The organism is Bacillus sp. FSL P4-0334, assembly GCF_038004825.1.
In the GTDB taxonomy this organism is placed as follows: Bacteria; Bacillota; Bacilli; order Bacillales; family Bacillaceae; genus Bacillus; species Bacillus velezensis.
Map to the genome: position 1 here is coordinate 232,026 of NZ_JBBORX010000001.1, position 13,247 is coordinate 245,272.

General features: G+C 48.5%; 13 protein-coding genes and 1 riboswitch. Of the genes, 7 read left to right on the plus strand and 6 right to left on the minus strand.

From position 1 onward, the window contains the following. Positions 1–23 precede the first annotated feature (23 nt). The 3 genes from NSQ37_RS01210 to NSQ37_RS01220 are packed head-to-tail and all read right to left on the minus strand — an operon-like array spanning position 24 to position 2,893. The gene (locus NSQ37_RS01210; protein ID WP_012118422.1) at positions 24–827 is read right to left on the minus strand and encodes an ABC transporter ATP-binding protein; all 804 of its coding nucleotides are present in this window, start codon (positions 825–827) and stop codon (positions 24–26) included. An 18-nt stretch (positions 828–845) separates the two neighbouring features. Next, positions 846–1,856, minus strand: a complete 1,011-nt coding sequence (locus NSQ37_RS01215; protein ID WP_020956329.1) for a FecCD family ABC transporter permease — start codon at positions 1,854–1,856, stop codon at positions 846–848. After that, positions 1,856–2,893, minus strand: a complete 1,038-nt coding sequence (locus NSQ37_RS01220) for a FecCD family ABC transporter permease (protein WP_031378357.1) — start codon at positions 2,891–2,893, stop codon at positions 1,856–1,858. Before NSQ37_RS01220 ends, NSQ37_RS01215 begins: the two co-directional genes overlap by 1 nt. A gap of 247 nt (positions 2,894–3,140) precedes the next feature. Here NSQ37_RS01220 and NSQ37_RS01225 point away from each other — a divergent pair, with 247 nt between their 5' ends. Next, complete coding sequence (locus NSQ37_RS01225) at positions 3,141–4,079, plus strand: iron-hydroxamate ABC transporter substrate-binding protein (RefSeq protein ID WP_012118425.1); 939 nt, start codon at positions 3,141–3,143, stop codon at positions 4,077–4,079. Between the two features lie 174 nt (positions 4,080–4,253). Here the strand turns inward: NSQ37_RS01225 and NSQ37_RS01230 are convergent, their stop codons facing one another. Both NSQ37_RS01230 and sspJ read right to left on the minus strand, forming a co-directional pair. After that, positions 4,254–5,666: an amino acid permease gene (locus NSQ37_RS01230; protein WP_043020704.1), complete on the minus strand. Its 1,413-nt coding sequence runs from the start codon at positions 5,664–5,666 to the stop codon at positions 4,254–4,256. A gap of 110 nt (positions 5,667–5,776) precedes the next feature. Further along, positions 5,777–5,957: riboswitch (Lysine riboswitch) on the minus strand. Between the two features lie 121 nt (positions 5,958–6,078). Further along, complete coding sequence (gene sspJ, locus NSQ37_RS01235) at positions 6,079–6,219, minus strand: small acid-soluble spore protein SspJ (RefSeq protein WP_007410034.1); 141 nt, start codon at positions 6,217–6,219, stop codon at positions 6,079–6,081. Positions 6,220–6,402: 183 nt separating this feature from the next. On the opposite strand from sspJ, the gene NSQ37_RS01240 reads away from it, so the two are divergent. Together NSQ37_RS01240 and NSQ37_RS01245 are read left to right on the plus strand one after the other, a co-directional pair. Continuing rightward, positions 6,403–6,885 (plus strand): metal-dependent hydrolase, encoded by a 483-nt coding sequence (locus tag NSQ37_RS01240; protein WP_341123083.1) that lies wholly within the window; start codon positions 6,403–6,405, stop codon positions 6,883–6,885. A 41-nt stretch (positions 6,886–6,926) separates the two neighbouring features. After that, complete coding sequence (locus NSQ37_RS01245) at positions 6,927–8,783, plus strand: LTA synthase family protein (protein ID WP_119001916.1); 1,857 nt, start codon at positions 6,927–6,929, stop codon at positions 8,781–8,783. Positions 8,784–8,813: 30 nt separating this feature from the next. On the opposite strand, the gene NSQ37_RS01250 is transcribed toward NSQ37_RS01245, so the two are convergent. Beyond that, the gene (locus tag NSQ37_RS01250; protein ID WP_119001917.1) at positions 8,814–9,740 is read right to left on the minus strand and encodes a substrate-binding domain-containing protein; all 927 of its coding nucleotides are present in this window, start codon (positions 9,738–9,740) and stop codon (positions 8,814–8,816) included. 117 nt (positions 9,741–9,857) lie between these two features. On the opposite strand from NSQ37_RS01250, the gene modA reads away from it, so the two are divergent. From modA to NSQ37_RS01270, 4 genes are all read left to right on the plus strand, one after another. Further along, positions 9,858–10,655, plus strand: a complete 798-nt coding sequence (gene modA / locus NSQ37_RS01255; protein WP_032869691.1) for a molybdate ABC transporter substrate-binding protein — start codon at positions 9,858–9,860, stop codon at positions 10,653–10,655. After that, the gene (modB, locus tag NSQ37_RS01260; protein WP_014305804.1) at positions 10,636–11,319 is read left to right on the plus strand and encodes a molybdate ABC transporter permease subunit; all 684 of its coding nucleotides are present in this window, start codon (positions 10,636–10,638) and stop codon (positions 11,317–11,319) included. Before modA ends, modB begins: the two co-directional genes overlap by 20 nt. A gap of 94 nt (positions 11,320–11,413) precedes the next feature. Then, entirely contained in the window at positions 11,414–12,061 is a 648-nt protein-coding gene (locus NSQ37_RS01265; protein WP_119001918.1) for a response regulator transcription factor, read from the plus strand. Further along, the gene (locus tag NSQ37_RS01270; protein ID WP_218791365.1) at positions 12,058–13,170 is read left to right on the plus strand and encodes a sensor histidine kinase; all 1,113 of its coding nucleotides are present in this window, start codon (positions 12,058–12,060) and stop codon (positions 13,168–13,170) included. Before NSQ37_RS01265 ends, NSQ37_RS01270 begins: the two co-directional genes overlap by 4 nt. Positions 13,171–13,247: the final 77 nt, after the last annotated feature.

Consider the following 13,247-nt stretch of genomic DNA (forward strand, 5'->3'; position numbering starts at 1 on the left):
GAATGGCTCTGCGTTTTTTTTCATCATACCGTTGCGTTTTCATGCCGGATTAAATCGTAGGTTAAGCAGACCGGTTTGTTCGTGCGCGGATCTTTTACAATCTGTGCGTCAATTTGGAAAACGTCTTTCAATATGCCGGGAGTCATGACTTCCTCCGCCGTTCCTTCCTTGATGACGCGTCCTTTTTTCAGGGCGATCATGTAATGGGAAAAACGGGCGGCATGGTTCAGATCATGAATGACCATTAAAATGGTACGGCCCTGCTCCTTGTTTAATTTGTCCAGCAGCTGCAAAATTTCAAGCTGATGGGCGAGATCTAAATAAGTGGTCGGCTCATCAAGAAGCAGCAGCTCCGTTTCTTGAGCGAGCGCCATGGCGATCCACACACGCTGCCGCTGCCCACCGGAAAGCGCTTCGATCGGCCGGTCGTAAAATTCGGCCATCCCCGTCTCTTCCAGCGCCCATTTGATCATGTCACGGTCTTTATCACTCAAACGGCCCATTCCGGACTGATGCGGAAACCTGCCGTAAGAAACAAGTTCGTACACCGTCAGCCCGCTCGGCGCTTCAGGCGTCTGCGGAAGAATTGCCATTTCCTTGGCGATGTCTTTCGTGGATTTTTGCATGATCGCCTGTCCGTTTAAATAGACGGCGCCGGATTTCGGTTTCATGATTCTTGACATCGTTTTGAGAACCGTCGATTTTCCGCAGCCGTTCGGACCGATCAGCGTTGTAATTTTTCCTTTCGGGATGGCGATATCCAATTCTTTCGCTATCAAACGGTCGCCATAACCGACAGTAAGCTGTTCCGCCGATAATGAGTTCATCGCGGCAGTCTCCTTCCTCTATTTCGTTTTCATCAGCAAATATACAAAATACGGCGCTCCGAGCACGGAAATCACCAGGCCGACGGGAACTTCGGACGGTGCAAGCACATTTCTCGCCAGCGTATCGGCAAGCAGAAATAAAAATGCTCCGATTAAAGCTGAAACCGGGATAAGCGTCTGGTGGCGCGGTCCGGTAAGCCTTCTGGCCAAATGCGGCGCAATGAGTCCGAGAAAAGCGATTCCGCCGGCTGCCGCAACACATGACGCGGTCAGGGCAACCGCGCACATCAGCAGAACGCGCCGCTCCTTTTCAACCCGGGTGCCAAGCCCCGCCGCCAGCTGATCACCGAGCTGGAGCACATTTAAATACCTGGCTTTATAGAGGCTGAACGGTAAAAGAACCAGCAGCCACGGCAAAATGGACAGCACCATTTTCCAATTGGCGTTCCAAATCGAACCGGAAATCCATACAAGCGCCTGCATGAAATCCCGCGGGTCCATTTTCAGCTGAAAAATCAAGAGCAGCGCATTAAACCCCGCATTGACGCCGATCCCGACCAAAACGAGCCGGACAGGTGAAACGCCTTTTTTCCAAGCCAGCACATAGATGAGCAGCGCAGCCAGAAAAGCCCCCGCCAAAGCGCTCACCGGAAGCAGCCATGTACCGGCCATGCTTAAATCAACAGCTGATCCTTGGAAAAAGAAGATAAACAGAACGACCGCCAAAGACGCCCCGGCGTTAATACCGAGAATGCCCGGCTCCGCCAAGTCATTTTGAGACACGCTTTGAAAAATCGCGCCTGAAACTGCGATTCCGGCGCCGACCAGCAATGACAGCACCATGCGCGGCAGTCTGAATTCAAATAAAACGAGCTGATCCCGGGCATCCCCCTGTCCGAAAAAGACACGTAGCGTATCAAGAGGCGCAATCCGGATCACGCCCATGTTTAAGCTGATAAAAAAGACGATGCATATGAGCAAAAACGTAACGGCCATGACCGCCAGCGGTTTTTTCGATTTTACATTCATTACAGCCCTCTCCTTTCCCTGCGCGCCAAATAAAAGAAAAAGGGAACGCCGATAAGGGCGGTTAAAGCGCCGACCGGTGTTTCAAACGGCGCATTGACGAGTCTTGCGGCAATATCACTGAAGACTAACAGAACGGCGCCGAATACCGCCGAACAGGGAATGATCCACCTGTAATCTACCCCGACTAAAAATCGGGTGATATGCGGAATCACCAAGCCGATAAAAGAAATGGCTCCGGCGACTGAGACTGAAGCCCCCGTCAAGAGGACAACGACAAACATTCCGATTACTTTCACAAGCGATGTGTACTGCCCGAGCCCTTTGGCCAGCTCCTCACCCAAGCTCAGCACCGTCACTGAGCGCGCAATCAGAAATGCCAGCAAAAGTCCGATAACCCCGACCGCCAACAGCAGCTGCACGCCTTCCCATTTCACGGAAGCAACTCCTCCGGCATACCAGAACTTCACATCCTGGGCGACATCAAAACGGATCGCAATCGCGCTTGAAAGCCCCGTTAAGAAATAGCCGACTGCCGTACCGGCCAGCGCGAGCTTCACCGGTGTCAGACCGCCTTTTGAAAACAGGCCGATGCCAAACACAATAAGCGCTCCGATTCCCGCTCCCGCAAAGGACCACAAAACAAGCCCAGCGGCAGAGAGCCCCGGAAAAAAAGCAAACGCCAATGCGATCGCAAATCCTGACCCCGACGTCACGCCCATAATGGAAGGCTCAGCAAGCGGGTTCCGCGTCAGCCCCTGCATAATCGCCCCGGACACAGCTAAAAAAGCCCCGACGAGCGCGGCGGCGGCGGTTCTCGGCAGCCTCAGATCGCGTATGATTTGATGAGATGTATTTTGCGGCTGAAAGTGAAAGAGAGCATCCCACACCGTCCGCAGATGAATATCGGCAGCTCCGATGGAAACAGACAGAGCCGCGCCGATCAATAAAACCGCAATCCCGGCACACAGCAGCACAGCCGCTCTGAATGAACGCGCCGTCCACTGGATTTCACTCCCTGATGCCCCTAGAGCCGTCATTGTCTGTTTCTTTTTCAATAGACCCAACACTCGTTCTTCCTTTCTCAAAACAAGAATGGTAATGATAATGATTATCAATGACTTGTTTCAGTATAGCACTTTTATCTTCTCTTTTAATAGACCTAATTTCATATAAAAAAAGAAAGTTTTTCTTAAAAAAGAGCGTGCTTCTCTATGAAAGCAGTGATATAATCACACTGATAATGATTCTCTTTATCACTAATTTTCATGAAAGAAGGAATGTCAGATGTTCCATACATACAAGAAAATCGGCGCAGCGCTGATTGCCATGCTGCTCATCGCCGCTTTGGCCGCATGCGGCAATTCTTCAGACACGAAAGGTTCTTCTGAAAAAGAAGAAACCATCACGTATAAAGCCGAAAACGGCAATATTAAAATTCCGAAGCACCCGAAACGGGTCGTCGTCATGGCTGACGGCTACTACGGCGACTTTAAACAGCTCGGCATCAATGTTGTCGGCGCGCCGCAAAACGTATTTAAAAACCCTTATTACAAAGGGAAAACAAAAGGTGTGACAAACATCGGCGACGGCACGTCCGTTGAAAAAATCATTGACTTAAAGCCGGATTTAATCGTTGTCTGGACGACACAAGGCGCCGATATTGAAAAACTGGAAAAAATCGCGCCGACCATCGCCATTAAATATGACAAGCTCAGCAACATTGATCAATTCAAAGAGTTTGCGAAAATGACAGGCACTGAAGATAAAGCAGACAAATGGCTGGCTGAATGGGATAAGAAAACCGCTGCCGCTAAAACAAAGGTTCAAAAAGCGGTCGGCTCAAAAACCATCTCCATCATGCAGACAAACGGAAAAGACATCTATGTATTCGGTAAAGACTTCGGCCGCGGCGGAAGCATCATTTATGACAAACTCGGGCTGAAGGCCACAAAACTGACGCAGGAAAAAGCCATTAATCAAGGGCCGGGCTACGCCAGCATTTCACTCGAGAAACTGCCTGACTTCGCGGGAGACTACATCTTTATGGGGCCATGGCAGGCCGGCGGTGACGACAAAGGCGTGCTTGACAGCTCAATCTGGAAGAACCTCGATGCCGTCAAACAAAACCATGTCTACCGCATTGATCCGATCGGCTTCTATTTCTCAGACCCGATCTCACTTGAAGGCCAGCTCGACTACATCACAAAAAGCTTAACGAAGTAACCCCGAAGCCGCTGTCACAGCGGCTTTTTATTACGCTTTACACTTGACCGTTTTTTCAGCGGACGCACTGACCATTTAACCGCATTCGAGACCATTCATTATATACACGCCGTCAAAACGTAACCCGCTGCCGCAAATAAAAAAGACATCTCACAGACGTGAGATGTCTTTTTGTCATACCGATTGTCTGTTGTTTGCAAATTTCTTTGAGACGAAAGGATATAACAGCAAACCGACGAAAAACAGCCCGATACCGAGAATAAAGGTCGTTAAATCGGCCGTTCCGGTAATAATGACATAAAAAGAATAAATGCAGGCAAGGATGGCGATGATACCGTCTCTTACTCTTGAACCCTTTATCTCGTCATACGTTTCACCCGTAAAAATGAGCTTCAGGCTGTAAAACGCTGACACGAGATACGGAATCAGATAAGCGAGCGTCGCCGCCGTCGTTAAAAACGTAAACGCGTCACTGATCGTCCGGGAAATAACTGAAAAGATAAAGATCTGTGACATCACGTTCGTTACGATTAACGACACAACCGGGCTGCCCTGTTTATTCGTTTTTGCAAAAGCAGCGGGAAAGTCTCCTGATTTCGCCGCTTGATACGGAACTTCAGAGCCGAGAAGAATCCAGCCGAGCATCGTTCCGAACAGACACAAAATCGCCAGAATCGCCATGATGACGCTTCCCGCATTGCCGACGATCGCGTACAATACGTCAACAAACGGTTTTTCCGAGCCGACAAGCTTACCATGCGGAAGCACGCCCATCGTAATCAATGTCACGATGATATAGATGCTGAGCGCGATCAATAATCCGGTAATGGTGGCGCGTTTCACGTCGCGCTGCGAACGGGCGCGCCCGGATAAGATGACTGCCGATTCAATTCCGACGAACGCCCATAATGTTGAAATCGCCGCATTGTGGATCTGTCCGCCGATTCCCTCAACTGTGTGAGGACCTGTTTGAACCGGAAAATAAAAATGATCGAAAAACGACGTTTGAAACACAAATAAACCTGCAATGATAAAGAAGATAAATCCTAATACTTTTGAAAACGTCGTGACAAAATTTAATTTACTCGCACCGTTAATGCTGGTGACGAGAATCGTGTGAGTGCCCCATAATAAAACCGTACATACGGCAAACGTCAGCAGCTGGCCAAGCGTAACCGCCTGACCGCCGATCGAAAACATTTCACGCTTATCCGTTAAAATCGGGAAAAATGATGTTAAATATCCGGCAAGGCTCGTGATGATCGCCACGTTGCTGATCCAGCTCGCCACCCAGTAGCCCCACACCATCGTGAAGCCCGCTGCATTCCCTTTTTTCCGATCGCTGAACAGCGCACGCGCATAGCTTTGCGGCCCCGCCGTCAGCTCAGGCTTGCGGATGGATAAGTGGCCGAAGACCAGCGCGATCATTAACACACCGGCTCCCGTTAAAAGCCATGCCGATGTGGCGCCGAACGGGCTCGCGATTTTTGCGAGCGAACTCGGAAGCGAAAAGATGCCCGAGCCTACCATATTTCCTACGACAAACGCCGTTAATAACCAAAAACCCCATTTTTTCGTCTGTTCCATTCCTGTACCTCCTGGTTGTTCATTCGTACGGACCAGACCCCGAGATCATATTTACACGCAAAAAAAGCCTGAACAAAAGTCCATGCTTAAAGAAACACACACACCCTTGATCTCCGGATAGCCCTCCGCGAAAAAGCACGCGGCAGTCCTGCACTTATTCAGATACAGTCCCAGCATAAAGAAGGATCGGCTTTCTTTACACTTCGGCGCTGATGCCTTTAACACATGTTTTGCGGCCCCTATCAGCCTGGCATGTGCGACTCATCATCAAGCGCAACCTCTACCTCACCGAGAAAGAGTGAGGATTTTTATCATTCAATTCTACTCAGAGGTTATCAGAGATAAAAAGATCTGTCAAAGGGAAAAATTAGATGAAAACGGATAGAGCGTTCGCCCTACCCGTCTTATATGGTCAGCGGTTGTTTTTTTTCTTTTGAACAGCTTCTTGAAGCGGATCGTCTTTTAGAGCTGCACCGGCGTCTTCAAGCGCGCCTTGAATGACGTTTTTGTTTTTATCGCTGTTTTTTCCTTTTTCTTTGTTAAAGAAAGCCATCTGTATCACCTCTTTATCAAATATAGGTACACCTATAATGTGTCTTTTTCCGCGGCAGAATATGCGGAATCCGCGTCTCCTTCCTTTTGGCGGAACAGGTAAAGTTTGTTGATCAAACATGCATTCTCTTGATATATTTGTAATTCAGGGGATTTTGGCAAAAATAAAAAGGAGAAGCGAAAAATGACAGGAAAAACACACATCATGGGAGGCATCGCTTCTTGTTCCGCAATTGCGTATTATTACGGGTATGATCCGGTCCTTATGACCTCAGCGGGTGCCCTCGGGGCGCTGATTCCCGACATATGCCATACGAAAAGCAAAATCGGCAGAACGCTGCCCGTTCTGTCCAAAATCGTAAGCACGGTGTTCGGCCACAGAACGTTTACACACAGCCTGCTGTTTATGCTTATTATGTTTTTCATTACGGCAACTTATATTCCGAATCCGAGCATTTCCGCCGGACTGATGATCGGAATGGTGAGTCATCTTGTGCTTGACGCATGGACCGTCAACGGCATTAAACTGCTGTTTCCGTCCGCCATCCGCTTCCGTCTTCCCCTTTATATGAGAACGGGGAGCTTTTCGGAGCAGCTTGTGCTGGCCGGCTTAACGATTGTATCCTGCTATTATTTATACGAACTGGTTCACGGCCGCATCTCTTAAACAAAAAGCATCTTTCGCTTTTAGGGTGAGGAGTCATACATATGAAGAAAACCTTTTTCAGCAATCATCGGTTTTTATGCCTGTCCATCCTGTTCATGTGGATGAAAACCTATGCCGTTTATAAGCTCGGTTTTGATCTGCAGAACAATTCGGTTCTTGAGGAATGTCTGCTTCTCATTAATCCGCTGAGCTTCATTGTGCCGCTGTTCGGCATCGCCCTGCTGCTGACGGAAAAAAAACAGCGGATCTTTCTGCTTTCGGCGAATGTGATGCTGACGGGGATTTTAATCGCGAATACGGTGTTTTACGGGTTTTATATTGATTTTATCACCATACCGGTTTTGTTTCAGGCGAGCAATATGGGCGATATGGGAAGCAGCGTCCAAGAGCTGTTTCACCCGCTTTATATCGCTTTATTTTTGGATATTGCGGTTTTGTTTTATCTTGGTAAAAGGCATAAAGCTGGTAAAGGAAAAGCGGGCGCCCGTACCGTTAAAGCATATGCGTGGGCATCAGCCGGCCTCATGCTGTGCAACCTTGCGCTGTCTGAGGCTGAGCAGCCGAAGCTGTTCAAGCACCCTTTTGATCGTGAAGCGCTCGTAAAAGGAATCGGCCTGTTCCACTTTCATTTGTATGACACCATTTCGCAGACGCTGAATGCAGGGGCTAAAGCGTTTGCCGACGAAGACAGCCTTGCGGCGGTCGCAAATTACACTCAAGCCGACTACAGCAGGCCGTCCGAATCAAAGTTCGGGCTCGCAAAGGGGCGCAATGTGATTTTTGTTACGCTCGAATCAACACAGCGTTTTGTAATGGATGAGCGGGTCAACGGGCGGGAGATTACCCCGTTTTTAAATAAACTGCGGAAAAAAAGTTATGACTTCACTCATTTTTATCAGCAGACTGAACAGGGAAAAACCTCAGATTCAGAATTCATTACTGCGAATTCGCTGTATCCGTCTTCAAGCGGCGCCGTTTTTTTCACAAAAAGCGGCCACCGGTTCAATACGATGTACCATATGTTAAAAGACCGTCAATACTATTCAGCCGTTCTGCATGCCAATCATAAGGCCTTTTGGAACCGGGATGAGATGTACGGGGCATTCGGAATCGACCGTTTTTTCGACGCGGATGAATTTAAGGTGACACAGGAAAATTCAACAGGCTGGGGCCTGAAGGACAAGGAGTTTCTCGAACAGTCAGCGGAAAAATTAAAGAAGCTTCCGCAGCCGTTTTACGCGAGCCTGCTGACTTTGACCAACCATTTTCCTTTTGAAATTGATAAACAGGATCAGCTCATTGAGGAACCGGACACAAGCAGCGAGTTATTAAACCGCTATGTGACGACGGTCCGCTATGAAGATGAGGCCCTGAAACACTTTTTCAAGAAGCTGAAAAAAGAAGGACTGTATGACAACGCGATGATCGTCCTGATGGGAGATCATTACGGTATATCCGAAGCCCATAATCAAGGACTTGCCGAATTCTTAGGGAAAGAGGAAATCACTCCGTTTGATACGGTTCAGCTTCAGCGCGTGCCGTTTATCATTCATATTCCCGGGGTGACCGACCGTGCGCCGGAAACGATTGCTTCGGCCGCGGGACAGGTTGATGTAAGACCGACGCTGCTTCACCTGCTCGGCATTGAAACGAAAGGCAGCATTCAGTTCGGCAATGATCTGTTTTCCGGAGAGCGGACGCCGTTTGCGGTGCTGAGAAACGGCAGCTTTATCACGGATGATCATATTTATACGAAAAATACGTGTTACAGCCGTAAAACGGGTGAACCGCTTTCTGACATGAGCGGGTGCAGCGATGAGAAAGAAAAAGCGGAACAAGAGCTGATGCTTTCCGATAAAATATTAAACGGCGACCTGCTGCGGTTTTATAAGCAATAAAAAAATCCCTCCGTTATTTGGAGGGATTTTTCATGTTTCATATATGAGCCGTCCGGTCATTTTCGTATCATATCCGGATAATTGAGAAAGCTGAGACTTGAATTCCTCAGAATTAAGAATGTCCTGCACGCTTTGAACAAGTTCCCGGTTTTGTTTTAAGACGACCACATCGTACTGCTCACTGATCACCGGGATAAAATCCGTTCCTGCCATATGCGCCGCATGCTGCGACCCGACTCCGATATCCGCCTTTCCGCTTGATACTTGTGAAGCCGCTGACAGATGATCCGTGACAATGTCATGATAGCCGGCGACATCATTCGGCGTAATGCCGAAAGATCTGAGCTGTTCATCCAGCAGCACCCTCGCGCCTGATCCTTTTTCGCGATTGACGATGCGGACATCTTTTCGGCTCATGTCCTGAAAGCCCTGAATGTTCAGCGGATTGCCCTTTTTCACATATAATCCGGCTTGCCGCAGCACGACATGAAAAAGCGCAAACGGCTCCCCTGAAAGAATGCGCTTGACATACGGGATGTTATACTGCCCCGTCTCCCCATCGTACAAATGCAGACTGACGATGTCACAAGCTCCGCGGTACATCTCGATCAGGCTGTTCAAACTGCCGCTATACTTGCGGAGCGGAGCCGCCTGTATTGTTTGTTCCAGCTGTTTGCTGAGGAGGTCCATCGACACATCCTGCCCGCTGATGATAACGGACTGCCTTTTTTCCGGCTCCCGCCCGCGGGACGGGTCAGGCGCTTCTGCTGCGGATGGCTTTTTTGACATTCTCATGTTTGCTTTATATTGTTTTAAGTCCTCTTCATCGACCCTCATCTGTCTTCCGACCCTGTACGCCGGAATGAGTCCTTTTTTTATCAAATCATATACTGTCAGTTTGGAGACCTTCAAAAGGCCCGCAACTTCTTCTATTGTATAGGAAGTGGCTTCTGTCATATTATCACGCTCCGTTTTTATTATAACTGTTCAGATATTGAAAAAAAACCGCACCATCACGTACAATTGCGTTATAATTAGTTTGATCTAATGATATTTAGCTATAAGGGGTGCACAATGTTGAAAAAGAAAGCGACACTACTCACAACTGCGGCTATGGCCGTTTTCCTGGCAACTGCGGGCTGCTCATCCGGACAATCGTCCAAAGGCGGACAAAACGAAAAAGTCACGCTGACCGTTTCTGCGGCAGCCAGCGCTCAGGATGCACTTGAAGAAATCCAGACCAACTACGAAAAATCACATTCAAACGTAACCATTCAAGACAACTTCGGATCATCAGGCACATTGCAAAAACAAATTTCACAAGGCGCGGGAGCTGATTTATTCTTCTCGGCAGCCGAAGATAAATTCGAAAAGCTCGTTCATGACGGAGATATCGACAAAAAGGACAGCACGGATCTTTTGAAAAATGATCTCGTCATGATCGTACCTGAGAAAAACAGCGCACACCTGACACATCTGAATGACCTGAAAAAAGACAGCGCGGAAAAAATCGCGCTCGGCACGCCTGAATCCGTTCCGGCCGGACAATACGCCAAACAGTCATTGACGGCATTATCCCTGTGGGACAAGGTAAAAGATAAAGTCGTCTATGCAAAAGACGTTCGCCAGGTGCTTTCTTATGTTGAAACCGGAAATGTCGATGCCGGGCTTGTCTATAAAACAGACGCGCTGATTTCGAAAAAGGTGAAAATCACCGATGAAGCGCCGGCGAAAACGCACGATCAGATCGTTTATCCGCTCGGCATCGTCAAGGATACAAAGCACCGTAAAGAAGCAGAAGCGTTTTATCAGTATCTGCAGTCAGATGAAGCAATGAAAGTGTTTAAGAAATATGGATTTACTGCCAAGTAACATTACGGCTTCGGAATTTTTCACCCCAGTCGTATTGTCTTTTGAGGTGGCTTTGGCATCAGGCATCGCCGTCATCATTCTCGGGACGCTTGCCGGCGCCTGGATGGCGAAAGCGCGATTTCCCGGAAAAACGGCTGTGGAGACCCTGTTTATGCTCCCGCTCGTTCTTCCGCCTACCGTTGTCGGCTTCATTCTCATTATTATTTTCGGGAAACACAGCTTTATCGGCCGGGCGATTGAGCGGATTTTTCACCAGCCCGTCATTTTCACGTGGTCGGCCGCGGTGATCGCTTCGGCCATTGTTGCCTTCCCGCTTATGTATCAGTCCGCTAAAACGGGCTTCGCCGCGGTTGATGCTGACATCGAGGGAGCGGCGAAAGTAGACGGAGCCGGCAGATGGCAGGTGTTCACCCGTATTTCCGTCCCGCTTGCCTTTCCCTCCCTCTTGACCGGAAGCATTCTCAGTATTGCAAGGGCGCTAGGTGAATTCGGGGCGACTTTAATGTTTGCGGGAAATATTCCCGGCGTCACCCAAACGCTGCCGACAGCGATTTACGTCGCGATGGACTCCGGCAATGAAACACTCGCCTGGGTGTGGGTGATCTGTATTGTGATCATTTCTTTCCTGATGCTGTTTTTCATTCAATTGAAAAAACCCGCTTGACCGATCCGCCTTCCGCGCACCTTTCGCCGGAAGGCTTTTTGATTTAAAATCGGATGGTATATAATGAAACAAAAAACACACAAAGGGTGCGGCCATGAAGATTAATGTCATTATCGCGGATGATAATTCTTTCATCAGAGAAGGAATGAAAATCATTTTGCATACATATGAGGAATTTACTGTATCGGCAACGTTGGAAAACGGACTCGAGGCGGCAGAGTATTGTAAACACAATCCCGTCGATATCGCCTTGCTGGACGTCCGCATGCCGTTGATGAACGGTGTCGAAGCCGCAAAACGGATCGCGGAGGAAACGGATACGAAGCCGATGATCCTGACGACATTTGACGACGATGAGTATATTTTAGAAGCGATTAAAAACGGCGCGAAAGGATATTTATTAAAAAATACCGAACCGGAACGGATACGCGATGCGATCAAAAGCGTTTTCAACGGGCACAGCATTCTTCAGGACACCGTGCTGGATAAAATAAAAGACAGCCTTTTCCGGCCGGCGGAAGCAGCGCATCAGATTGATGAAAGCCAGTTTACTGAAAGAGAGCTCAGTATCATGTCGCTTATTGCGAAAGGACTGTCGAACAGGGAAATTTCAAAACAGCTTTTCATTTCTGAAGGGACGACGGCCAATTATATTTCATCTATTTTAGGGAAAACAGGGCTTGAGCACAGAACGCAGATCGCGATTTATTATATCACCGGGAAGGTGGATAACGGGCGTTGAACGGTATGGATTTTTGGATGCTGATGAGCAGACTGATCGCCATTTTTTATACGGCTTTTTTGTTCGTATCGGCAGACCGCCCTTACACGCCGTACGCCGTCTTGTTTCTGCTGCTTTATCTGTCTTTGGGCATTGCGGTCTGCATGATCAGGCCGCCCGCTTGGAGGCGCGGGATCATCCTCATGACGCTGGTATTGACCGCTTGGCTTTCCGCCTTAGGCCATCCGGCGTTTCTATTTCTTTTGCCGCCCGCCATTTTTGCCGTTCTTGCCGAATATCCGGTTCACCGCTATGTGTTCTGCCTGCTCGTGTTTTTGCCGTTTTTATTTATCTCGTACGGCGACCTTCCGACTTATATCGTCATGACCTTGTTCTGCTTGGCGATATTCGTTTTGGCCGCCCGGTCCAGCGACCGGCTGAAAAAATATGAAGAGCAGTCAGACAATATGCGCTCAAGCATTGAAAAACTGACGAAACAGCTGCACAGCAGCACAGAATATATCAAACAATCGGAGTATACCGGCAAACTCGAAGAAAGAAACAGGTTGTCCCAAGCCATCCATGACAAAATCGGCCATTCCATGACAGGCGCGCTCATTCAGATGGAAGCGGCGAAGCGGATGCTCGGCTCCCATCCGGACAAAGCGGCTGAACTGCTCCAAAACGCCATTACCATTTCCAAAGAAGGCATAGAGGATATCCGCATTACGCTTAAAAATATGAAACCGCCCGCTGAACAAATGGGCATTCACAGATTAAGAACGTTTATTGATAAATTTTCGGCCAAAAACGGGATGCCGGTTCCGTTTACGCATCAAGGCGATTTGGACAGACTGACGCAAATGCATTGGAGAGTCATTCAGGAAAACGTAACCGAAGCCTTGACCAATGCAATGAAATACGCCGATGCCACACAGATCTTCATTGATATCCATGTGCTGAACAAAGCCGTGAAAGCGGAAGTGAAAGATAACGGAAACGGCGCCGTCCGCTTTAAAAAAGGCCTCGGCATGCTCGGTATGGAAGAACGGGCGGCCGTTTTGCACGGAACCGTTATTTTTGACGGCACGGCCGGTTTTTCCGTCACGACATTGCTTCCGGTTGAATAAGTGAATGTTTTCATGTGAAAAATATGAAGATTCTCATGTCAAAGGAATGAACAGCTGCACTAACGGCCGTTCATTCT